Below are 21885 nucleotides of genomic sequence, written 5' to 3'. Positions count from 1 at the left end.
TGGCGCATGATGGCAGCCGCCGCCGATATCCCTGGCGCGTTGGCGACGACCGTCAGGGCGTGTCGGCCTGTGCCGCTCCCCCATCCAGCTTCACCCTCGGCAGGAGCCAGAAGAAAAGAATGACGGCCGGAACGATCGCCAGCGTGGTGATCCAGAAGTACGGCGCATACCCGACCGCCTCGACGATGCGGCCGGAATAAAACCCCAGCACCTTGCCCGGCAAGGTAATCAGCGAACTGAACAGCGCATACTGGGTGGCCGTGTAGCGCTGGTTCACCAGTGCCGAGAGATAGGCAACAGCGGTAGTACCAAGCAAGCCTTGCGCCAGGTTCTCGGCGGAGATGACCAGCGTCAGCATGCCGACGTTGCCGTTGGCGCCGATCAGCCATAAATACATCAGATTGCTGAGCGCTCCCAGCACGATGCCCGCCAGCAGCGCGCGCTCCACGCCCCACCGCACGACCGCGATGCCGCCGAGGAAAGCGCCGGCGATGCCGACCCAGATGCCGTACACTTTGGAAATCGTGGCAATTTCCGTCTTGGTGAATCCCTGGTCCAGGTAGAACGGGCCCATGATGCCGCCGACCAGCGCCTGGTCGGAAATCTTGAATAGCAGGATGAACAGCAGGATCAGCAAACCTACCCGACCGCCGAAGCGTCGGAAGAAGTCGGCGAATGGCTCAACGACACCCTCGCGCAAACCCTGCGACCAGCTTTGCACCTGGATACGCAACACTTCCGGTTCACGCGCCATCAGGTTGGTGATGACGGGAATGAGCATGCATGCCGCCATGACCCGGTACACATTCGGCCAGACGGCATGGTCGGCCAGCACCAGCGCCAGCGCGCCGGTGACGATCAGCGCAATCCGGTAACCGAGCGAATAGGTGGCGACCAAAGCACCTTGCGCCTCGACGGGGGCGATCTCGATGCGGTAGGCGTCCACCACGATGTCCAGCGTCGCGCCGGCGACTGCCACCAGCAGCGTCAGGCCGACGAACAGTCCGAGTTGCGACGGCGTGACCGACGCCATCGCCATTAATCCGAGCATCACGAGCACCTGCGTCAGCAGCAGCCAGCTGCGGCGCTGACCCAGCCGTCCCAGCAGGGGTAGCCGCAGGCGGTCCACCAGCGGCGCCCAAAGGAACTTGAACGAATACGCCATGCCGGCGCTGGCGATCATGGTGATGTCCTTCAGCGTGATGCCGTTTTCCCGCAGCCAGTAAGCCAGGGTGCCCGCCACCAGCAGGAAAGGCAGGCCGGAAGCGAAGCCGAAGAAGAACATGGTCCACGCGGACGGATGCAGGAAGGCATCCCGGATGCGCGGCGCTGCCTTGGCGCCGCTGTCCTTGGCTTTCATCACGGCGCTCATTCAGCGCCGCCCGCGTCAGTTGGCCGATTGATCAGCACGGCTTGCAAACGAGGCAACACGCAGATCGGGAGCAGCTGGAGACAAGGGAATTTCGGTTGGTCTCCGGCGGATGCCGGGACCTGACTCGCGGGAACACTCATGCAGGGGTCTTTTTACGTAATCGGAACACGGCAAGACTACCACGCCAGTTCGGCAGAAAAGTCACGGGCTTGCCGTTGTGCAATGCGATGCACTCGAGCACTTCGAGCCCGACCCGGTTCGCAAGTTCCTCAAAATCACTAATTGTTGCGTAGCGTACATTCGGCGTGTCATACCACTCATACGGCAGGTGCTTGGACACCGGCATGCGGCCCCGGAAAATGGAGATGCGGTGCGGCCAGTAGGCGAAATTGGGGAATGACACGATGGCTTCACGCCCGACACGTGCGATATCGGCAAGAATGCCTTCCACGTTTTTCATCATCTGCAGCGCGGATAGGCAAAGAACGGTGTCGAATGCATTGTCGGCGAAGATGCTCATCCCGCTTTCCAGGTCGCGCTGGATGACCGATACGCCGCGCGAGACGCAGACGGGAATTTTTGCATCGTCGATCTCGACGCCATAGCCGATGCAATGCTTGTCGGTTTGCAGATATTCCAGCATCACGCCGTCGCCGCAGCCGAGATCGAGCACATGCGAGGCATCGCGCACCCAGTGGGCGATGAAAGCAAGATCGGCGCGCAGCACGCTCAGTTCGCGGAAATTCATGCCGCCCTCCTTTGATCGATTTCCTGCCAGATGCGGTTGTAATACGCGCGCACGGTGTTCATGTAGCGCTCGTCCTCGAGCAGGAAGGCGTCATGCCCGTGCGGCGCATCGATCTCTGCGTAACTCACGCGGCGCTTGTTGCTGACCAGCGCCTCGACGATCTCGCGGCTGCGTTCGGGGGAGAAGCGCCAGTCGGTGGTGAAGGAGACCACGAGGAATTGTGCTTGCGTCACCGCCAGCGCCTTGCGCAGATCGCCGCCGTAAGCCTTGGCGGGATCGAAGTAATCGAGCGCCTTGGTGATCAGCAGGTACGTGTTGGCGTCGAAGTATTCCGAGAACTTGTCGCCCTGATAGCGCAGGTAGGATTCGATCTCGAAATCGATGCCGAAGCCGAATTGATAATCGCCGTTGCGCAGCTCGCGGCCGAATTTCTCGGCCATGCTGTCGTCGGACAGATAAGTGATATGGCCGATCATGCGCGCTACCCGCAAACCGTTTTTCGGCACCACGCCGTGCGCATAGAAATCGCCGCCGTGGAATTCGGGATCGGTCAGGATAGCCTGCCGGGCGACATCGTTGAACGCGATGTTCTGCGCGGACAGCTTGGGCGTGGATGCGATTACCACGCAGTGGCGCAGACGCTCGGGGAAGAGCATGCTCCAGGACATTGCCTGCATGCCGCCGAGCGAGCCGCCCATGACGGCGGCGAATTGCCGAATGCCGAGCGCGTCGGCAAGGCGGGCCTGCGCCCTCACCCAGTCTTCAACGGTCACGACGGGAAAGCCCGCGCCGTAAGGCTTGCCGGTGGCGGGATTGCTGTGCATCGGCCCGGTCGAGCCGAAGCAGGAGCCGATGTTGTTGACGCCGATGACGAAGAACCGGTCGGTGTCGACCGGCTTGCCAGGGCCCACCATGTTGTCCCACCAGCCGATGTTCTTGCGTCCACCGCTCTCGTAGATACCGGCTACATGATGCGATGCATTCAATGCGTGACAGATCAGTACAGCGTTCGATCGATCTGCGTTCAGGGTGCCGTAGGTTTCGTAGACGAGCGTGTAATCGGCGAGCGATGCGCCGCTTTGCAAGGGGAGCGGCGCCGGGAAGTGCATCGATTGGGGTGAAACGATTCCGACAGATGACATAGCGGTCCAAATAAGATGAGTCATGAAGGCCGGCAGGCCGGTAAGCCGATTGGGCAAATGTAAATTTAGCGGCCAACAAAAAAGCCCGACGGCTGGTCAGCTCGTCGGGCTAAATTCGGTTCTTGTATGCAACTTACATTCAAGTACGCTTTAGCCGTATTTATTACGCGCCCGCAAGCTGATTATCAAATCGGCGCAATGCCGTAAGAATAACGAAGTCGCCTGATGCCGTCAAACAGGCAAGCACGCCGCGCCTTGACGGACCGGATTCGACTGATATGCTGGCGTACATGCATGGCAATCTATCAATAGCAAGGCGACCGTGACCCTTCCTCTTTCCGGCATCCGTGTGCTCGACCTGTCCAACGTCCTGGCCGGTCCGTTTTGCGCCTACCAACTGGCCCTGCTCGGCGCCGAAGTGATCAAGATCGAGCAGCCGGACGGCGGCGACCTTGCCCGTCGCCTCGGTGCCGATCCGCAGGCGGCGGCGCGCGGCATGGGCATTTCATTCGTTGCCGTCAATGCGGGCAAGCAATCGATGACGATCAACCTGAAGCATCCGGAAGGCAAGCGGTTATTCCGGCGCATGGTTGCAGATGCCCAGGTGGTGATCGAAAATTTCCGTCCCGGCGTGATGGCGAGGCTCGAACTCGATTACACAACGCTGTCGGCCGACAATTCCGCCCTCGTGTATTGCGCGATTTCCGGATTCGGCCAGACCGGCCCGCTCGCGCAGCGTCCCGCCTACGACCAGATCATCCAGGGCATGGCGGGCGTCATGAGCGTGACCGGTGACGAGGACAGCGCCCCGTTGCGGGTCGGCTATCCGGTATGCGACACCATCGGCGGCATGACCGCCGCCTTCGCCGTCTGTGCGGCATTGGTCGATGCGCGTGCCAGCGGGCGGGGCCGGATGATCGATGTGTCGATGCTGGAGGCGACGCTTTCCACCATGGGCTGGCCCTTGTCGAATTATCTGAACACCGGCAACGCCCCGACGCCGATGGGCAACCAAAATTTCACCGCCGCGCCGTCGGGCGCCTTCCGTACCGGCAACGGCCTGCTGAACATCGCCGCCAATGAAGAGCGGCAATACCAGTCGCTGTGCGAATTGCTCGGTCGGGAAGATCTGAGAACCGACCCGCGTTTTTCCGACCGGCACAGCCGCAAGGTCAATCGTGCCGCGCTCAATGCGGAGATCGAAGCGGCGCTGGCATCGCGCGGTGCGCCCGAGTGGGAAGCGTTGCTGATCGACGCGGGCGTTCCGGCGGGACAGGTGATGAATGTACCGGACATTCTTGCGCATCCGCATGTCGGACAACGCGGCTTCATCAAACAATTCGACACATCGACAGGACCGCAGCAGGTCGCCGGTGCGGGCTTTCATATCGATGGCGGGCCGGTTGCCCCGGCATCGCCGGCGCCCGCCCTGTCCGCCGACACCGAACGCTGGCTCAGGCATCTCGGCTATGACGATGCCGGCATCCACACATTACATGAACAGGGAGTGATATGACCGATAGCGAACTCGCCGCGGATTACTGGCGCACCGACATCATCGACATCGCGCCGGGCGTGATCCGCACGCGCGGCTATCCGATCGAGGAACTGATCGGCCGGGTCGGCTTTGCCGACATGGTGTGGATGATGCTGTGCGGCGAGTTGCCGGCACCGGCGCAGGCACGCTTGCTGGAAGCGGCGCTGGTGGCCTCGGTCGATCACGGCCCGCACGCGCCGTCGATTGCCGTGGCACGCATGGCGGTGAGCTGCGGCCTGCCGCTGAACGGCGCGATGGCCTCGGCGCTCAACACGCTGGACGATGTCCATGGCGGCGCCGGACAGCAGGCGGTCGAACTGTTTCTCGATGTGGATAGCCGCATCCGGCAAGGCGTGCCGATGGTCGCCGCGGTCGCCGCCGGGCTGGACTCATTCATCGCCACCCATGGCAAATTCATCCCCGGCTTCGGCCACCGCTTCCATCCGGTCGATCCCCGCGCGCCGCGGCTGCTTGAATTAGTGGACACGGCAACGGGCGAAGGCACCGTCGAAGGACGCTTCGCTGCGATCGCACGCGCCATCGAAGCGGAATTGCACCGTCGGAAGGGGAAGCCGATACCGATGAACATCGATGGCGCCACCGCCGTGATCTACGCCGAGCTCGGCTTTGCCGCGCCGTTGGCGCGCGGCATCTTCTGCCTCTCGCGCGCGGTCGGCATCCTTGCCCATGCATGGGAACAAAGCGGGCGTGGCGAACGCAACAAGGGGCCGATGCCGCGACAGCTTGCCTATCGCTACACCGGTCATGCGCCGCGCACATTGCTCAAAGACCAGACAGACCATTGAAACACCTCAATCTTCGTGTGCATTAGAAAATCGCAAAGACTGAAAGCGGATTGCAAGCTATGTTGGTTAAGGTAAGCGCGCACGGCGTTCAAATCCGTACGCCCGAATGCCCCTGATACAACGCTGCCGCATCACAAGCATTCACTGCAGGGCACCTTGACGTTAAGGAAAAGGCGCGAATCGGCGGCGTATTGCGGCAGCGCCATTGCAGGCACATACTTCACAGGAGAGAGACATGGATCACATCAAACGCACTTCGCTCGGCCGCTGGCTTCTTCCGGCGGTTACTGCCATCAGCCTTCTTGCAAGCGCGCCGGCGCTCGCGGTCGACAGCCTGAAAATCCTCGTGCCGGCCAACCCGGGCGGCGGCTGGGACCAGACCGGCCGCGCGTTGGGACAGGCAATGCAGACCGGCGAGATCGTCAAGAAAGTGCAGATCGACAACAAGGGCGGCGCCGCAGGCACCATCGGGCTGGCGCAATTCGTCAATTCATCCAAGGGCAAGGGCGACGCCCTGCTGGTGGGCGGCAGCGTGATGGTAGGCGGCATCGCGCTCAATAAATCACCGGTGAGCCTGTCGCAGGTCACACCGATCGCGCGCCTGACCGGCGAATACGATGTGCTGGTGGTGCCGGCCAATTCGCCGATCAAGTCGGTCAAGGATCTGGTGGCCAAATTCAAGGCCGATCCCGGCAGCGTATCCTGGGGCGGCGGCTCGGCTGGCGGCACCGACCATATCATCGTCGGCATGATCGCCCAGGCCACCGGCGTCGATGTCAGCAAGATCAATTACATTCCCTTCGCCGGCGGCGGCGAGGCGCAGGCCGCCATCCTCGGCGGCCATGTCACCGTGGGCTTGTCGGGCTATAACGAATTCGAAGGCCAGATCAAGACCGGCAAGATGCGTCCGCTGGCCGTCACGTCCGACAAGCGCTTGCCCGGCCTCGACATCCCCACGTTGAAGGAACAGGGCGTCGATGTCGTGCTGGCCAACTGGCGCGGCGTGTTCGGCGCACCCGGCATCAGCGACGCCCAAAAGAAAGAGCTGATCGCAGTGGTGGAAAAGACGGCCAAGAGCAAGACCTGGCAGGAAACGCTGGCCAAAAACGGCTGGGCCGATTCCTACCTGGCAGGCGACGCATTTAAGGACTACCTTGATAAAGAGATCAAGGAGACGGAGAAGATCATCGCCGGTCTTGGATTGGTCAAGAAGTAAGAGACACCGCAAACAGCGCATGAGCGGCCCGTACAGCGGCACCGCTCATGCGCAGGCCGTATAGCGGTCACGCGCGCACGACTACTGGCTACGCCGGAGACCCGGCAAGAATCCGCCGCAAGAATAATAAAGAGGTGACACATGGCATCCCGATCACGGATCAATACCGGGGAATTGCTGATTTCCCTTGCATTCGTCGCTCTCGGCGTCTATACGCTGATCGGCGCGCAATCCATCGGCAGCGGCACCGGCTATTCGCAGATCGGCCCCCGTGCCTTCCCCATGGGGATCGGCGCCGGGCTGGTAATACTCGGCGGCATCCTTGCCTGGCAGGCCATTTCCGGCGGATGGCGCAATGTGCCGATGGACGAGTCGCACGATACGCCCGACTGGCTTGCCTTCGCCATCCTGAGCGGCGCGGTGTTGCTGCACATGGCGGCGATCGGCTGGGCCGGCTTCATCCTGGCGTCCACCTTCCTGTTCATCCTGATCGCACGCGGCTTCGGCAGCCGCAAGCTGCTGCGCGACATCGTGGTCGGCGCGGTACTATCCACCGCCGCGTTTTTTATCTTCACTTCCGGCCTCGGCCTGCAGTTGCCCAACGGCCTGCTGGGAGGTGATTGATCATGGAAACCTTTAACGCATTGCTGGCCGGTTTTTCGGTCGCGCTGACGCTGCAGAACCTGCTGCTCGGCTTCATCGGCGTCACCCTCGGCACTCTTGTCGGCGTGCTGCCCGGCGTCGGGCCGGCGCTCACCGTGGCGCTGCTGTTGCCCGCCACCGCCAGCTTCGACCCGACCGGCGCACTGATCATGTTCTCCGGCATTTACTACGGTGCCATGTACGGCGGGTCCACCACGTCCATCCTGCTCAACACCCCCGGCGAATCCGCTACCATCGTCACCGCCCTCGAAGGCAACATGATGGCCAAGCGCGGCCGAGCCGGTCCGGCACTGTCGACGTCCGCCATCGGCTCCTTCGTCGCCGGCTCCATCTCGGTGGTGCTGCTTACCCTGGTCGCGCCGCTGGTGGTCAATCTCGCGCTGCAGTTCGGCCCGGCCGAATACTTCGCCATCATGGTGCTGGCCTTCGTCACCGTCTCCACCCTGCTCGGATCGTCGATGGCGCGCGGACTGGCCAGCCTGTTTTTCGGGTTGTGGATCGGCCTCATCGGCATCGACGGCCAGACCGGGCAGGCGCGCTTCACCATGGGCATCCCGGAACTGCTCGACGGCATCGACGTGGTGGTCGCGGCGGTCGGCCTGTTCGCCGTCGGCGAAACCCTGTACCTCGCAACGTATCTCAACCGCGAGCAGGACAAGCTGGAGCAGGTGAAGGGATCGATCTGGATGTCCGCTTCCGATTGGGCGCGCTCATGGAAGCCTTGGCTGCGCGGGACCTTCCTCGGCTTCCCACTGGGCGCGATGCCCGCCGGCGGCGCCGAGATCCCGACCTTCCTGTCCTATGCGATCGAGAAGAAGCTGAGCAAACATCCGGAGGAATTCGGCAAAGGTGCCATCGAAGGCGTGGCCGGACCGGAAGCGGCGAACAATGCGGCAAGCACCGGCACGCTGACGATGCTGCTCACGCTCGGCCTGCCGACCTCGGCCACGGCGGCCATCGTGCTGGCGGCATTCCAGCAATACGGCCTGCAGCCGGGGCCGCTGCTGTTCGAGACCCAGCCGCTGCTGGTATGGGGTCTGATCGCCAGCATGTACATCGGCAATGTGTTGCTGCTGGTGCTGAATCTGCCGCTGGTAGGCCTGTGGATCAAGCTGCTCAGCATTCCGAGGCCTTTGCTTTACGGCGGCATTTTGATCTTCGCTACGCTTGGAGCCTATGGCTTGCGCAATTCCTGGTTCGATCTGCTGTTGCTGTACCTGATCGGGCTGGCCGGATTCCTGATGCGCCGCTACGACATCCCTGTTGCGCCGACGATCGTCGGCATGATCCTCGGGCCGGTGGCGGAGCAGCAGCTGCGGCGCGCGCTGTCGATCAGCCAGGGGGATGCATCCATCTTCTTCACCAAGCCGATTTCGGCATCGGTGCTGGTGCTGGCGGTGGTGTTGCTGGTGGCGCCGACGCTGTGGAAGTGGTATGCGGCGCGGCGGAGGATGGGGGTTGTGGCGGGATGAATTACATGTGGTTGCAAATATCAATGTAAGTTGCCTTCCCACTCTCAGGGTAAGGGTTAGGGGTGTAGCAGGGAATTCGGGCAGCAGGCTGCCCGCCTGCGGAACGATCAGCGCCTGCAAGCGCTGATGCGTCCTGCAAGGAGGGATAGTAAAGTTCAGCTATCGCATACAGACGGTCAATTTCGCTACCCTTGCGCAGACTGCCCCACCCCTGCTTTCCGCCTAAGAGGGGGAAGGTACGTTACGGTAATCTGAACACGCTGACACCAAATCAAACACAGCATTGCCCTACAACGCCCGCAACTGCTCCACCGCCTCGACAATCGACTTCTGCTCCATCATCCGCAAAATCTTCCTCACCTGCGGCATGATGACCTCCAGATCGCTGTTCAATATCTCCTGCTTCACCGTCAGCAACTGCGTCGGATGCATCGAGAATTCACGCAGCCCCATGCCCAGCAATACCCGCGTCAAGCGCGCATCGCCTGCCATCTCCCCGCATACCGAGACCGGTATGCCGGCCTTGGCGCCGACGGCGATCGTGGTCGACAGCAGGTAGAGCACCGCCGGGTGCAGCGGATCGTAGAGATGCGCGACCTCATGGTCGGCGCGGTCGATCGCCAGCGTGTACTGAATCAGGTCGTTGGTGCCGATCGACAGGAAATCCAGGCGTTTGACGAATACCGGCAGGGTCAGCGCCGCAGCCGGGATTTCGATCATTGCGCCCACCGGCACCAGGGGGTCGAACTTCTTGTTGGCTTCCCGCAGCTGCGACTTGGCCTGTTCGATCATTGCCAGCGCCTGGTCGATTTCGAAGGAATGCGCCAGCATCGGAATGAGCAGCTTGACCGGCCCGAAGGCAGAGGCGCGCAGGATGGCGCGCAGCTGGGCGAGGAACATCTGCGGCTCGGCCAGGCAGAAGCGGATGGCGCGCAGGCCGAGCGCCGGATTGAGGGCGGTATGTTCAACCGTGTCGAGCGGCTTGTCGGCGCCGATATCCAGGGTGCGGATGGTGACGGGGCGGCCCTTCATCGCGACGACTGCCTTGCGATAGGACTCGAATTGTTCGTCTTCCGACGGCAGCTTGCTGACGTATCCGGCACGTCCCATGAACAGGAATTCGGAACGGAACAGGCCGACGCCGGACGCGCCCGCTTCCATCGCCGCCGGGCAGTCGTCCGGCAATTCGATGTTCGCGCACAGGGTGATTTCCGTTCCGTCGCGGGTGACCGCCGGGGTCTTGCGCAGCTTGCTGAGCTTCTTGCGGTCGCGCACCAGGCGCGCCTGCCGCTCGCGGTATTGCTCCAGCACCTTCGATGGCGGATCGACGATTACCACGCCGGCGTCGCCGTCGATGATGATCCAATCGTCCTGCTCGATCAGCGCCGATGCGTTGGTAACGCCGACCGCCGCCGGGATATCGAGACTGCGGGCGACGATCGCCGTATGGGAATTCTGGCCGCCGAGATCGGTGACGAAGCCGCCGAAGGCGCGGTCCTTGAACTGCAGCATGTCGGCCGGCGAGATGTCATGCGCGACGACAATCATGCGCCCCGCCGACTCCTCTGCTCCGTCGGTCGTCGGCAGCACACTGGGACTGCCGGTAAGGATTTTCAATACCCGCTCACCGACCTGCTGGATGTCCGCCTTGCGCTCGCGCAGGTAGGTATCTTCGATTTCATCGAACTGCGCCGACAACTCATCGATCTGGGTTACGAGCGCCCATTCTGCGTTGTAATAGCGGCTGCGGATGATATCGAGCGGCACTTCCGAAATCATCGGATCGGACAGGATCAGCGCATGCACATCGATGAAGGCGCCCAGTTCGGCCGGCGAGTCCTTCGGCAATTCGTTCCAGATGGTTTGCAGTTCCTTGTGCACGGCGGCAATGGCTTTCTGCAGCCGCTGCACTTCCGCTTCCACCTGCTCCTCGGGGATGAGGTAATGCTTGACGTCCAGCGCCGCCGGCGCGAGCAAATGCGCGCGGCCGATAGCGATACCGCGCGAAACCGGAATGCCGTGTAGCGTGAACGAAGCCATGTGTCTTATTCGCCCTCGCCAAACTTGTTGTTGATCAGCTCGGTCAACGCATCGACGCACTCTTTTTCGTCGGCGCCGTCGGCTTCGAGCAACAGGGTCGCCCCCTTGCCCGCCGCCAGCATCATCACACCCATGATGGATTTCGCGTTCACCCGCCGCTGGTTGCGGGTCAGCCAGACTTCGCTTTTGAATTTTGCCGCCAGTTGGGTGAGCTTGGCCGATGCCCGTGCATGCAGTCCGAGCTTGTTGACGATTTCGATTTCCTTTTGGATCATTTTTGTTGTTTGTGGTTGCGAAATAAGATTGAACTGCGAGGTTTGAAGCGACATCTGGATGCCGCGGTCCAGCGTGCATGGACCGCTAGTGCTTGTGCATCAACTCGGTCCGAGGCGCACCCTGTTATCCACGCGCACCGCGCCGCTTTGTCCGCCGGCCAGCGCCATTTCGACCACCACGTCCAGCGTGTCGTTGCGGTAGGTCAGTGCGCGCAGCAGCATCGGCAGGCTGATGCCGGCGATGATATCGATATGGCCGGGATCGCAGAGCCGCAGCGTGCAGTTGGACGGGGTGCCGCCCATCACATCGGTGATCACCAGCACGCCGGCGCCGACATCCAGCCGGCGGATGGCTTCGCTTGCCAGTTTGTTGACCTCGACCGGGTCCTGATCTGCGCGCACATCGATTGCTTCGAGTCGCTCAGGCCGCCCGCGAAAGACGTGCGTTGCCGCCTCGATGAAGGCGTTGCCGAGCGGTGCATGCGTCAGGAGAAGAATACCAACCATGTTTTAGTAAATTGTAAATTGCAGATGCCCGCTTATCGGGTCATCCGATCCGTCCGTCATGCAGCTTTTTCCAGCGCATCGATGAACATGCCCGCCACATCGAAGCCCGTCTGCTGTTTGATTTCCTGGAAACAGGTCGGGCTGGTCACGTTCACCTCGGTGAGGTAGTCGCCGATGACGTCCAATCCTACCAGCAATAAGCCGCGCTTTGACAACACCGGACCCAGCGCCTCGCCGATCTCGCGGTCGCGTGCCGAGATCGGCTGCGCCACGCCGAGGCCGCCGGCAGCCAGGTTGCCGCGCACTTCCCCGTTCTGCGGGATGCGCGCCAGGCAGAACGGCACCACCTGCCCGCCGATCAGCAGGATGCGCTTGTCGCCCTTGTCGATTTCCGGAATGAAGCGCTGCGCCATGATGGTCCGCCTGCCGTTGTTGGTCAGCGTCTCGATGATGGAGCCGAGGTTCATTCCGTCCTGCTTCACGCGAAAGATGCCGGCGCCGCCCATGCCGTCCAGCGGCTTGAGGATTACATCCTTGTGCAGCGCGTGGAAGGCCCGCACCTTGGCGGTATCGCTGGTCACCAGCGTCGGCGAGGTGAACTGCGGGAACTGGGCGATCGCAAGCTTTTCGTTATGGCTGCGGATCGCTTCCGGCCGGTTGACAATGCGCGCCCCCTGGGCTTCGGCGACTTCCAGCAGATAAGTAAGGTACACATATTCCATGTCGAACGGCGGGTCCTTGCGCACCAGCACCGCATCGAATTCGCTCAGCTTCGTCACCGCCGGCGCATCGGTCTTGTACCAATCCTTTTCATCGCCGGTCAGCGTGACGCGCGTGATGGCGGCGCTCACCGCGCCGTCTTCGAGCGACATGTCCTTCTGCTGGAACGCGTAGACCTCGTGCCCGCGCCGACCGGCTTCCGCCATCATGGCGTAGGTGGTGTCCTTGTAGGTTTTGAAGGTATCGAGGGGATCGGCTAGGAAGGCGAATTTCATGGTTGTTTTGGTTGGATTTGTGTACAAGAGCTGCGCAGGAGTTATGGAAGCATGGTGTCGCGAGATCGCTTATGCGTAAGACTTAAGCATTGAGTCTTCGCTCGCATATTGCGATGCGTCCGCACACACTGTGCAAGGTCCCCTCCCCCTCTCAGGGGGAGGGCTAGGGTGGGGGTAGTGAGGTTGAGCGACTACATAATTTGATTCGACCTCACTACCTCCTTCCCAACCTTCCCCCTGACAGGGGGAAGGGGCCAGACTGCGACCTTAAGCCGGCATCCATACTGCCATTACCGCGCATCTATTTTTTCGCAATTGCGGAAACCCGACGTTCGTGAACTTCGTTTGACGATAAATCAATAAATTTCCGGATTCGGATCCGTCTTTTCCATCTCCACCGAGGCCGCCAGCAATGCCAGCCGCGCCACGACGCCGTACATGTAGAACCGGTTCGGCGCGGCCGTACCCGGCTTGGCCTGCAGGTCCGGCAGCGCGTGCTGCTGCGCGAACGCCAGCGGAACGAAATGCGCACCCGGTGAATTCAGGTTTTCATCGACGCCCCGCTCCGCATGCACGCGGTAGAAACCGCCGACAACGTAACGGTCGATCATGTACACCACCGGCTCGGCCACGGCATCGTTGATATGCTCGAACGTATGCACGCCTTCCTGGATGATGACGTCGCTGACTTCCAGCCCTTCCTTGACCACCGACATCTTGTTGCGCTGCTTGCGGTTCAGGTCCTTCACCTCGCTCGCATCCTTGACCGTCATGATGCCCATGCCATACGTGCCGGCATCGGCCTTCACGATCACAAACGGCGTTTCCTTGATGCCGTATTCCTTGTATTTTTTCCGGATCTTGGTCAGCAGCATGTCGACATTGCTTGCCAGGCAGTCCTCGCCGGTACGCTCCTGAAAATTGATCTCACCGCATTTTGCGAAATACGGATTCAGCATCCATTGGTCGACATCGATCAGCTTGGCGAACTTTTTGACCACTTCGTCATAGGCCGCGAAGTGATTGGTCTTGCGCCGCACCGCCCAGCCGGCGTGCAACGGCGGCAGCAGGTTTTGCTCATGCAGGTTTTCCAGCACCGACGGGATGCCGGACGACAGGTCGTTGTTGAGCAGGATGGTGCACGGATCGAAATTCTTCAAGCCGAGGCGGCGGCCGTTGTTCTGGCGTTCCAGTGGCTCCAGCGTGAGCGACGTGCCGTCCGGCAGGTCGATCTGCGTCGGTTCCTTGACGTCGTCCGACAATGAGCCGAGCCGCACATTCAGGCCGGTCTGGCGGAAGATCTGGATCAGACGGGAAACGTTTTGCAGGTAAAACGTGTTGCGGGTATGGCGCTCCGGGATGAGCAAAAGGTTTTTTGCATCCGGGCAGTACTTTTCAATGGCCGCCATTGCCGCCTGCACTGCGAGCGGCAGCATTTCCGCCGATAAGTTGTTGAAGCCGCCGGGAAAAAGATTCGTATCGACAGGCGCCAGCTTGAAACCGGCATTACGGAGGTCGACCGAACAGTAAAACGGCGGGGTGTGTTCCTGCCATTCCAGCCGGAACCAGCGCTCGATGGCGGGCGTGGCAGCCAGAATTTTCTTCTCCAGATCGAGAAGCGGGCCATTCAGGGCCGTGACGAGATGCGGAACCATATAAGCCTTAGATAAATGACATTGACGCCAATGCGGAAAACGTTATCGATTCTAACGGGAATCGCCGATCCGCGTCCGTCTCCTGTTGCATGCCTGATCATGCATTTGATGCATCTTTTGCAACACCATGACGCCAGCGACCACCGCATGAATCGGGCTATGTCCGGCCAACTTGGGGCTCGATCCGCTTTTTTAAAGCCGGGAACAAAAAAAAGCGCCTCCCGTGGGAGGCGCTCGAAAAACCGCTTGGAGAAACAATATGTTTGAATCAGTGCATCAAGCGTGGTAAGCGGATTCGCCGTGGCTGGAGATATCCAGGCCTTCGCGCTCTTCCTCTTCCGGTACGCGCAGACCCACCAGCAGGTCCACCAGCTTGTAGGCGATGAAAGCCACCACGCCGGACCAGATGACCGTGGTGATTACGCCCTGGAACTGGATCCAGACCTGCCCGGCGATTGAGTAGTCTTCCGCAACCTTGTTGGCGACATAGTCGTAGATGCCGGTGCCGCCGAGTGCCGGCGAAGCAAATACGCCGGTCAGCAGGGCGCCGAGGATACCGCCGACGCCATGCACGCCGAACACGTCGAGCGAGTCGTCCGCACCAAGCATGCGCTTGAGGCCATTGACACCCCACAGGCAGGTAATGCCGGACAGCAGGCCGATCACGATGGCGCCCATCGGGCCGACGAAACCGGCGGCAGGCGTTACCGCGACCAGGCCGGCAACCGCGCCGGAAGCAGCGCCCAGCATCGACGGCTTGCCCTTGCCCATCCACTCGCCGAAGGACCAGGACAGCGTTGCAGCGGCAGTGGCGAAGATGGTGTTGACGATCGCCAGTCCGGCCGCGCCGTTGGCTTCATAGGCGGAACCGCCGTTGAAACCGAACCAGCCCACCCACAGCAGCGAAGCGCCGATCATCGTCATGGTCAGCGAGTGCGGCGCCATGGATTCACGGCCGTAACCGACACGCTTGCCGATGACGTAAGCACCCACCAGGCCGGCGACGGCGGCGTTGATGTGAACCACGGTACCGCCGGCGAAGTCGAGCGCGCCCTTCTGGAACAGCCATCCGGCCGCGGCAGTCGCTTTTTCAGCGGCAGCGGCATCCGTGTAAGCATCCGGGCCGGCCCAGAACCAGACCATGTGTGCGATCGGCAGGTACGAGAACGTAAACCACAGCACGACGAACAGCAGCACGGCGGAGAACTTCACGCGCTCGGCGAACGCGCCGACGATCAGGCCGCAGGTGATGGCGGCGAAGGTTGCCTGGAAGGCGACGAAGATGAATTCCGGGATCACCACGCCCTTGCTGAAGGTCGCCGCGACGGAATCGACGGTGATGCCCTTCAGGAACAGGCGGTCAAGTGAGCCGATGAAACTGCCTCCTTCGGTGAACGCCAGCGAGTACCCGTACACCGCCCACAGCACCGTGATCAGGGAGAAGATCATGAAGACCTGCATCAGCACCGACAGCATGTTCTTCGAGCGGACCAGTCCACCGTAGAACAGGGCGAGACCGGGAATGGTCATGAGGATGACCAGCACCGTCGCCATGATCATCCAGGAGGTATCGCCCTTGTTGGGCACCGGCGTTGCCGCGGCAGGCGCTGCGGCCGCAGCGGCAGGCGCAGTCGTGGCGCCGGAGGAAGCAGCGGCTCCGGCGGCAGGAGCGGCGGCATCGCTGCCGGCCGGCGCAGCGGAGGGGGATGACGGCGTCGTGGTCAGCGCGACTGTGTCGCCGGCGGCCGGCGCATCGGCCGCCAGCGCCGGCTGGCCGAAACCGACTGCGAACAGCAAGGTGCTGGCCGCAATGAAGCTGAGTATCTGTTTTTTCATGTTGGTATCTCCGCGTTAGAGTGCATCTTTGCCGGTCTCGCCGGTACGGATACGCACTACCTGCTGCAGGTCGTATACGAATATTTTTCCGTCGCCGATCTTGCCAGTACGGGCCGCTGCCTCGATCGCTTCGATCACGCGATCGACGATAGCCTCGTCAACGGCCACCTCGATCTTTGTCTTCGGCAGGAAATCGACGACATACTCGGCGCCGCGATACAGCTCGGTATGGCCTTTTTGCCGGCCAAAGCCCTTGACCTCGGTCACGGTGATGCCCTGCACGCCGATGGCGGACAGCGCTTCGCGGACTTCGTCCAGCTTGAAGGGTTTGATGATCGCAGTGATCAGTTTCATGATGTCCTCGGTTTAGAAAGTTTTGCTGAGCGACAGCACTGCGCGGCCCTTGCCGAGATTTTTCCCGTTTGGACCGACATAGGCGTCGGTGTTGGTGTCGATGTAGGCAAGGCTGCCGGTCATGAAGCCGAAATCCTTGGTGACGCCGACCTTGTAGTCGGTGTAGCTGGCGGCGGAGTTGTTTCTCACGCGCTGGCGGCCGGCATGCAGGTTGACGGTGAAACCGTTGCCGACGTCGATGTTGGCGCCGATATCGAGATAGCCGCTGTTCTTGCTGTCGGCGAAGCCGAACAGGTTGGTCACCGAATGCGAATACTTCAGATAGGCCGGGCCATAGCCGATCTGCCCGTAAAGCTCGGTCGTGTTGGCGCTCGGATTCAGGTTATTCGATGGATAGATATAAGTGAGGACGCCGACGTCGTAGGACACGTCCGGTACAATCTCGCCGCGCTTGCCGGCATAGATGTCCCATTCGATGTTGGCGTCGCCGCCCGGAACGTCCTTGATCCATTTAATGGTGGAAAGCCATGTGCCGACATAGAAGCCGCTCGGGTTGTTGACGTAGTCCGCGCCGCCTTGCAAAGCGGGGTCGAGACGGGTTTGCGAGATGCCGCGATAGCGGTAGTCGCTGACAACGGCGGCGTTGAAGCTGACTTCGTGGTCCGGCTTCTTATCCTGCGCCTGGGCGGTACTGCTCATAAAAGCGGCGGTAACAGCCGTAGCAAGAATCAGTTTTTTCATGGCGCTTCCCTTAGTTATGTTGGATAAAACAAGAACATCAAATGTCGATGGAACTTGTTTCGTGATTAGCAGGACTCATGCCACCCAATTTCGCCATGGATACGTTATATTTTTTGCACCAAACCCGCGCCGGGGTATTGTTATTTTGTGAGACGGGCTAGGATATGCACACCGCCGCACCTCGCTTCACCCTCGGCGCACCAAATTGATGCGCACCAGATTGAAGCGAACAAATGTAATCGCACTAGCGCGGTGCCGATTCCCCGTAAATAAAGGTCCAATATGGAACGCAATAACTTTTTTAATGATTTGCAGGCAAAGATCAGCCAGGCAATCGAGAACTCTCCTGCCAAGGACCTCGAAAAGAACGTCAAGGCAATGCTGAACCAGGGCTTCTCCAAGCTCGACCTCGTGACCCGCGAGGAATTCGACGTGCAGAGCCAGGTGCTGGCCAAGACCAGGGCCAAGCTGGAGGCACTGGAAGCGCGTGTTGCCGAACTGGAAGCACGCCTGGGCAAGTAAACCGATGCGCCGGGCGCATCGCCGATAGCCGGCGGCTAAGTCCGCCGGACCTAACAAAAACAATAAACGAGGTATGGGATGAGCCTAGCCGTCTTGAAAAGCCGTGTCCTGGCAGGCATGCAGGCGCCGGAAGTGACCGTCGAAGTGCATCTGGCCAACGGACTGCCGCAATTCACGATCGTCGGATTGCCGGAAACCGAGGTGAAGGAATCGAAGGACCGGGTACGGGCGGCGCTGCAGAATGCGCGTTTCGAGTTTCCTGCGCGCCGGATCACCGTCAATCTCGCGCCGGCCGACCTGCCGAAGGAATCCGGCCGCTTCGATCTGCCGATCGCGCTCGGCATCCTGGCGGCATCGGGCCAGATGCCTGCCGATGACCTGGCGAAATACGAGTTCGCCGGCGAACTTTCCCTGTCGGGGGACCTCCGCCCCATCCGTGGCGCGCTCGCCATGACTTTCGCGATGCACCGCGCCGCCGGCGCATCCGGCACGCAACGCGCCTTCATTCTGCCGCGCGCCAATGCCGATGAAGCGGCCCTGGTGACCGATGCGGCCATTTTTCCAGCCGATTCTTTACTGCAGGTATGCGCCCACTTCGCCGCCGCCGACGCGGATGCGCGACTCGCCCACCATGTCGCAGGCGCCGCGCCGGCGGCCGCATCCCATCCGGACTTTGCCGACGTCAAGGGGCAGGCGCAGGTGAAACGGGCGCTCGAAGTCGCGGCCGCAGGCGGACACAGCGTCCTGATGATGGGTCCGCCCGGCACCGGCAAGTCGATGCTGGCCTCGCGGTTTCCCGGCATTCTGCCGCCAATGACGGACGAGGAAGCGCTGGAATCGGCGGCGGTGCAATCGCTGAACGGCGGCTTCTCGATTTCGAAATGGAAGGCACGTCCCTACCGCGCGCCGCACCACACCGCCTCCGGCGTGGCGCTCGTCGGCGGTGGCAGCGCACCGCGTCCCGGGGAAATCTCGCTCGCCCATCGCGGCGTGCTCTTCCTCGACGAATTACCTGAATTCGACCGCCGTGTGCTGGAGGTCTTGCGCGAGCCGCTGGAGTCCGGCCACATCACGATCTCGCGGGCCGCGCGGCAGGCCGACTATCCAGCGCGCTTCCAGCTGATCGCCGCGATGAACCCCTGCCCTTGCGGCTATCTGGGCCACCCTTCCAACAAATGCCGCTGCACACCGGAGGTGGTGGCACGCTATCAGGGCAAGATCTCCGGCCCGCTGCTGGACCGCATCGACATGCAGATCCAGGTCGGCGCGCTTGCGCAGGAGGACTTGCTGAAGCAGGCGGATGGCGAGCCATCCGTCGCCATCGCCGCGCGGGTCGGGGAAGCTTATGCGCTTCAGTTGAGACGCCAGGGAAAAGGCAACCATCTGCTGTCACCTGTCGATATCGATGAACACTGCAAGCCGGACGCCGGCGGCGAGCAATTGCTGCGCACGGCGATGACGCGCCTGAACTGGTCGGCGCGGGCGTATCACCGCGTGCTGAAGGTGGCGCGCACGATTGCCGATCTGGCGGGCAGGCCGACGATCGGGCAGGCGCATGTGGCGGAGGCGATTCAGTATCGAAGGGCGTTGCGGGAGCAGTTGCGGGAGCAATAAGTTTGATGTCTTGACAAGCTGTGTTGCCGCAAACCTTCGTGTTCAGGCAATAAGATCGATAACGCCTTATCATTCAGCCATCCGCGTTCGTCCATTCCTCAACCGAACATGTTCCACCATCCCTCCGAATTCGTCACCTTCAAAGCCACCCCGCATCTGCCGGGCGTGGAGCTGTATTCGGCGCGGCTCGTCGATCATGCGTTCGCGCCGCATGTGCATGACGGCTATTCAATGGGAGCAATCGAAGCGGGCGTCGAGCGCTTCCGTTATCGCGGCACCGAACACGTAGCTCCGGCAGGCACCTTGGTACTGCTGAACCCGGATGAGCTGCACACAGGCCAGGCGGAGATCGACGCCGGCTGGACCTACCAGATGCTGTACATCGAACCGCAGGCGCTGCGCGAACTGACCGGCAGCGAGGCATTCTTTCCCGAGGCGGCGGTGCATGATCCGCAACTCGCCGTGGCCTATCGCGCGCTGTTCCGCCGGATGTGGGATGCCCCGGACGACCTGGCATTCATTTCCGATTTCACGCAATTGGTCGATACGATGATCGCCCGCTACGGCAGGCATGCGAGCGCACTGCAACCGGCATCGCCGCAGCGGCGGCATCGCACGGCGTCGATGCAAAGAGTGCTCGATTGCATCGAGGCCCATCTCGACCAAGCTCTCGGCATTGAGGCGCTGGCCGCCGAGGCGGGCTTGTCGGTGTTTCACTTCGTCCGGACCTTCTCCGCACAGTTTCATGCCACGCCGCACCAGTACGTGCAGGCGCGCCGCGCGGCGCGGGCGAAGTCCCTGCTGGCGCAGAGGACGACGCCGTCCGATACCGCGGCGGCCGTCGGCCTGACCGACCAGAGCCACCTGAACCGTTGGTTCAAGCGGACCTACGGCGTCACGCCGGCGCAGTACCAACAGCAAATCGGTACAAGACCCACCGTCGCTGCCCGCCGATAATGCATGGCGTCGGATGCCGCGTCGCGCATCCTTGTTGCCTTCCTTTCATTGATTGTTTCCTCATGCTGATCGGTTTTTTGTGCGCGCTCGGCGCCGGCCTGATGTGGGGCCTGGTGTTCGTTGCGCCGTTGATGTTGTGGGATTATCCCGGCCTGGTGCTGTCGTTCGGCCGTTATATCGGCTTCGGCCTGATCGCGCTGGTGCCGGCCCTGTTCGATCGCGAGCGTCTCGCCGCATTGTCGAAAGCCGACTGGATGGCCGCCCTCCGCCTCGCCCTGGTAGGCAACATCCTGTACTACGCCGCGCTGGCGACCGCGATCCAATTGGCCGATGCACCCTTGCCGGCGATGCTGATCGGCACGCTGCCCGTCGTCATCGCGGTCTGTTCGAACTGGTCGCCTGGACACCCGTCGGAAACCATCGCATGGCACAGGCTGGCGCCGTCACTGATCATTATTTTCATCGGTCTGATGCTGGTGAACATAAGCGAACTGGAACACCTGGACGGCAAGCGTCCGCTGGCGGATTACGTCATCGGTTGCGTGATCGCACTGGGCGCTGTTGCCGCCTGGACCTGGTATCCGATCATGAATGCGCGCCACCTGAAACGAAACACGCATATCCGTTCATCGACATGGGCCACCGCACAGGGACTGGCGACCTTGCCACTGGCGCTGGCTGGTTTTGCCGTCTATGGCATCTACGTGCATGCCGGCGACAGCACGTATGCCTTCCCTCTCGGTCCGCGTCCGCTGCCGTTCATCGGCCTGATGCTGACGCTCGGCCTGTGCGCTTCCTGGCTTGGCACGCTGCTGTGGAATCGCGCCAGTCAGAAGCTGCCGACGTCGCTCACGGGCCAGCTGATCGTGTTCGAAACCCTGTCGGCACTGCTGTATGCCTTCGTCTTGCGTGGCCAGGCGCCGGCGTCGCAAGTGGTGGCGGGAATCGTGATGCTGTGCGTCGGCGTCGTGCTGGGCATACGCGCTTTCCGCAATGCCTGACCGCCTTTTCGCGCATCACAGGCATCACGTTGCCGCTGCTGTTACCATGCCGTCATGCCGAATTTTCTTTCCTCCCTCCTGCCCGCCACCGTACTGTTCCTGTCGGCCTGCAGCCCGACCTTCGACTGGCGCGAAGTGCGCGGCCCGGATGCTTCCTATACGGTGTTGCTGCCTGCAAAACCGGCGACGGTGTCACGCGAGATCAATCTCGACGGCACACCAGTCAACATGACGATGACCGCTGCCGAAACGGCAGGTGTCACCTTCGCTGTCGGTACGGCGAAGATGGCGGATGCCGCTGCCGCAGGCAAAGCGGTCACCGCGATGAAAACGGCCCTGGTAAAGAATATCAACGGCACCGTCCGGCAGGAGAAGCCCCTGGATAACGGCCTGTATATCGAAGCGGCCGGCCCGGCAGCCGCGGGCGGTGAG

At 61.7% G+C, this 21885-nt stretch carries 20 protein-coding genes and 1 pseudogene; 10 read left to right on the top strand and 11 right to left on the bottom strand.

Annotated features, from left to right (window positions below):
* Nucleotides 1-52: 52 nt before the first annotated feature.
* The 3 genes from VGU61_RS01785 to metX form a co-directional block, all read right to left on the bottom strand.
* The gene (locus tag VGU61_RS01785) at nucleotides 53-1360 is read right to left on the bottom strand and encodes an AmpG family muropeptide MFS transporter (protein WP_326857380.1); all 1308 of its coding nucleotides are present in this window, start codon (nucleotides 1358-1360) and stop codon (nucleotides 53-55) included.
* A gap of 148 nt (nucleotides 1361-1508) precedes the next feature.
* Nucleotides 1509-2120: a methionine biosynthesis protein MetW gene (gene metW, locus VGU61_RS01780; protein ID WP_326857379.1), complete on the bottom strand. Its 612-nt coding sequence runs from the start codon at nucleotides 2118-2120 to the stop codon at nucleotides 1509-1511.
* Nucleotides 2117-3262: a homoserine O-succinyltransferase MetX gene (gene metX, locus VGU61_RS01775; protein ID WP_326857378.1), complete on the bottom strand. Its 1146-nt coding sequence runs from the start codon at nucleotides 3260-3262 to the stop codon at nucleotides 2117-2119. Before metX ends, metW begins: the two co-directional genes overlap by 4 nt.
* Before the next feature lie 322 nt (nucleotides 3263-3584).
* Here metX and VGU61_RS01770 point away from each other — a divergent pair, with 322 nt between their 5' ends.
* The 5 genes from VGU61_RS01770 (at nucleotide 3585) to VGU61_RS01750 (ending at nucleotide 8956) form a co-directional block, all read left to right on the top strand.
* The gene (locus VGU61_RS01770; RefSeq protein ID WP_326857377.1) at nucleotides 3585-4778 is read left to right on the top strand and encodes a CoA transferase; all 1194 of its coding nucleotides are present in this window, start codon (nucleotides 3585-3587) and stop codon (nucleotides 4776-4778) included.
* Nucleotides 4775-5605 (top strand): citryl-CoA lyase, encoded by an 831-nt coding sequence (locus VGU61_RS01765; RefSeq protein WP_326857376.1) that lies wholly within the window; start codon nucleotides 4775-4777, stop codon nucleotides 5603-5605. Before VGU61_RS01770 ends, VGU61_RS01765 begins: the two co-directional genes overlap by 4 nt.
* 235 nt (nucleotides 5606-5840) lie before the next feature.
* On the top strand, nucleotides 5841-6821 hold the full coding sequence (locus VGU61_RS01760; RefSeq protein ID WP_326857375.1) for a tripartite tricarboxylate transporter substrate binding protein: 981 nt from the start codon (nucleotides 5841-5843) through the stop codon (nucleotides 6819-6821).
* Nucleotides 6822-6962: 141 nt separating this feature from the next.
* Complete coding sequence (locus tag VGU61_RS01755) at nucleotides 6963-7445, top strand: tripartite tricarboxylate transporter TctB family protein (protein WP_326857374.1); 483 nt, start codon at nucleotides 6963-6965, stop codon at nucleotides 7443-7445.
* A gap of 2 nt (nucleotides 7446-7447) precedes the next feature.
* Nucleotides 7448-8956, top strand: coding sequence for a tripartite tricarboxylate transporter permease (locus tag VGU61_RS01750; protein ID WP_326857373.1), 1509 nt, complete (start codon nucleotides 7448-7450; stop codon nucleotides 8954-8956).
* A gap of 288 nt (nucleotides 8957-9244) precedes the next feature.
* Here the strand turns inward: VGU61_RS01750 and ptsP are convergent, their stop codons facing one another.
* The 8 genes from ptsP to VGU61_RS01710 form a co-directional block, all read right to left on the bottom strand.
* Nucleotides 9245-10996 carry a phosphoenolpyruvate--protein phosphotransferase gene (gene ptsP / locus VGU61_RS01745; protein ID WP_326857372.1) on the bottom strand — a complete coding sequence of 584 codons (1752 nt, stop codon included), beginning with the start codon at nucleotides 10994-10996 and terminating at the stop codon, nucleotides 9245-9247.
* 5 nt (nucleotides 10997-11001) lie between these two features.
* A complete protein-coding gene (locus VGU61_RS01740; protein ID WP_326857371.1) occupies nucleotides 11002-11271 on the bottom strand; it encodes an HPr family phosphocarrier protein in 270 nt (89 codons plus the stop codon).
* A 99-nt stretch (nucleotides 11272-11370) separates the two neighbouring features.
* A complete protein-coding gene (locus VGU61_RS01735) occupies nucleotides 11371-11778 on the bottom strand; it encodes a PTS fructose transporter subunit IIA (RefSeq protein ID WP_326857370.1) in 408 nt (135 codons plus the stop codon).
* Between the two features lie 56 nt (nucleotides 11779-11834).
* Nucleotides 11835-12773 (bottom strand): glutathione synthase, encoded by a 939-nt coding sequence (gene gshB, locus VGU61_RS01730; RefSeq protein ID WP_326857369.1) that lies wholly within the window; start codon nucleotides 12771-12773, stop codon nucleotides 11835-11837.
* 356 nt (nucleotides 12774-13129) lie between these two features.
* Nucleotides 13130-14428, bottom strand: coding sequence for a glutamate--cysteine ligase (gene gshA, locus VGU61_RS01725; protein WP_326857368.1), 1299 nt, complete (start codon nucleotides 14426-14428; stop codon nucleotides 13130-13132).
* Between the two features lie 276 nt (nucleotides 14429-14704).
* Nucleotides 14705-16264: an ammonium transporter gene (locus VGU61_RS01720; RefSeq protein WP_326857367.1), complete on the bottom strand. Its 1560-nt coding sequence runs from the start codon at nucleotides 16262-16264 to the stop codon at nucleotides 14705-14707.
* Between the two features lie 15 nt (nucleotides 16265-16279).
* Nucleotides 16280-16618 (bottom strand): P-II family nitrogen regulator, encoded by a 339-nt coding sequence (glnK, locus tag VGU61_RS01715; protein ID WP_326857366.1) that lies wholly within the window; start codon nucleotides 16616-16618, stop codon nucleotides 16280-16282.
* Between the two features lie 12 nt (nucleotides 16619-16630).
* Complete coding sequence (locus tag VGU61_RS01710) at nucleotides 16631-17359, bottom strand: TorF family putative porin (protein ID WP_326857365.1); 729 nt, start codon at nucleotides 17357-17359, stop codon at nucleotides 16631-16633.
* A 282-nt stretch (nucleotides 17360-17641) separates the two neighbouring features.
* On the opposite strand from VGU61_RS01710, the gene VGU61_RS01705 reads away from it, so the two are divergent.
* The 5 genes and pseudogenes from VGU61_RS01705 to VGU61_RS01685 form a co-directional block, all read left to right on the top strand.
* Entirely contained in the window at nucleotides 17642-17881 is a 240-nt protein-coding gene (locus VGU61_RS01705; RefSeq protein ID WP_326857364.1) for an accessory factor UbiK family protein, read from the top strand.
* Nucleotides 17882-17959: 78 nt separating this feature from the next.
* The gene (locus tag VGU61_RS01700) at nucleotides 17960-19495 is read left to right on the top strand and encodes a YifB family Mg chelatase-like AAA ATPase (protein WP_326857363.1); all 1536 of its coding nucleotides are present in this window, start codon (nucleotides 17960-17962) and stop codon (nucleotides 19493-19495) included.
* A gap of 108 nt (nucleotides 19496-19603) precedes the next feature.
* A complete protein-coding gene (locus tag VGU61_RS01695) occupies nucleotides 19604-20452 on the top strand; it encodes an AraC family transcriptional regulator (protein WP_326857362.1) in 849 nt (282 codons plus the stop codon).
* Between the two features lie 62 nt (nucleotides 20453-20514).
* Nucleotides 20515-21453 (top strand): DMT family transporter, encoded by a 939-nt coding sequence (locus VGU61_RS01690; RefSeq protein WP_326857361.1) that lies wholly within the window; start codon nucleotides 20515-20517, stop codon nucleotides 21451-21453.
* A gap of 54 nt (nucleotides 21454-21507) precedes the next feature.
* Nucleotides 21508-21885, top strand: a pseudogene (locus tag VGU61_RS01685) (hypothetical protein); the annotation flags it as partial.

Source organism: Noviherbaspirillum sp., from assembly GCF_035944575.1.
Taxonomy (GTDB): Bacteria; Pseudomonadota; Gammaproteobacteria; order Burkholderiales; family Burkholderiaceae_D; genus Noviherbaspirillum.
This window is presented reverse-complemented; position numbering and strand designations above follow the sequence as displayed.

Coding starts and splice junctions, on each gene's coding strand:
- VGU61_RS01785 (WP_326857380.1), bottom strand. CDS start 1,360: ATGAAAGCCAAGGACAGCGGCGCCAAGGCAGCGCCGCGCATCCGGGAT.
- metW (WP_326857379.1), bottom strand. CDS start 2,120: ATGAATTTCCGCGAACTGAGCGTGCTGCGCGCCGATCTTGCTTTCATC.
- metX (WP_326857378.1), bottom strand. CDS start 3,262: ATGTCATCTGTCGGAATCGTTTCACCCCAATCGATGCACTTCCCGGCG.
- VGU61_RS01765 (WP_326857376.1), top strand. CDS start 4,775: ATGACCGATAGCGAACTCGCCGCGGATTACTGGCGCACCGACATCATC.
- VGU61_RS01760 (WP_326857375.1), top strand. CDS start 5,841: ATGGATCACATCAAACGCACTTCGCTCGGCCGCTGGCTTCTTCCGGCG.
- VGU61_RS01755 (WP_326857374.1), top strand. CDS start 6,963: ATGGCATCCCGATCACGGATCAATACCGGGGAATTGCTGATTTCCCTT.
- VGU61_RS01750 (WP_326857373.1), top strand. CDS start 7,448: ATGGAAACCTTTAACGCATTGCTGGCCGGTTTTTCGGTCGCGCTGACG.
- ptsP (WP_326857372.1), bottom strand. CDS start 10,996: ATGGCTTCGTTCACGCTACACGGCATTCCGGTTTCGCGCGGTATCGCT.
- VGU61_RS01740 (WP_326857371.1), bottom strand. CDS start 11,271: ATGATCCAAAAGGAAATCGAAATCGTCAACAAGCTCGGACTGCATGCA.
- VGU61_RS01735 (WP_326857370.1), bottom strand. CDS start 11,778: ATGGTTGGTATTCTTCTCCTGACGCATGCACCGCTCGGCAACGCCTTC.
- gshB (WP_326857369.1), bottom strand. CDS start 12,773: ATGAAATTCGCCTTCCTAGCCGATCCCCTCGATACCTTCAAAACCTAC.
- gshA (WP_326857368.1), bottom strand. CDS start 14,428: ATGGTTCCGCATCTCGTCACGGCCCTGAATGGCCCGCTTCTCGATCTG.
- VGU61_RS01720 (WP_326857367.1), bottom strand. CDS start 16,264: ATGAAAAAACAGATACTCAGCTTCATTGCGGCCAGCACCTTGCTGTTC.
- glnK (WP_326857366.1), bottom strand. CDS start 16,618: ATGAAACTGATCACTGCGATCATCAAACCCTTCAAGCTGGACGAAGTC.
- VGU61_RS01710 (WP_326857365.1), bottom strand. CDS start 17,359: ATGAAAAAACTGATTCTTGCTACGGCTGTTACCGCCGCTTTTATGAGC.
- VGU61_RS01705 (WP_326857364.1), top strand. CDS start 17,642: ATGGAACGCAATAACTTTTTTAATGATTTGCAGGCAAAGATCAGCCAG.
- VGU61_RS01700 (WP_326857363.1), top strand. CDS start 17,960: ATGAGCCTAGCCGTCTTGAAAAGCCGTGTCCTGGCAGGCATGCAGGCG.
- VGU61_RS01695 (WP_326857362.1), top strand. CDS start 19,604: ATGTTCCACCATCCCTCCGAATTCGTCACCTTCAAAGCCACCCCGCAT.
- VGU61_RS01690 (WP_326857361.1), top strand. CDS start 20,515: ATGCTGATCGGTTTTTTGTGCGCGCTCGGCGCCGGCCTGATGTGGGGC.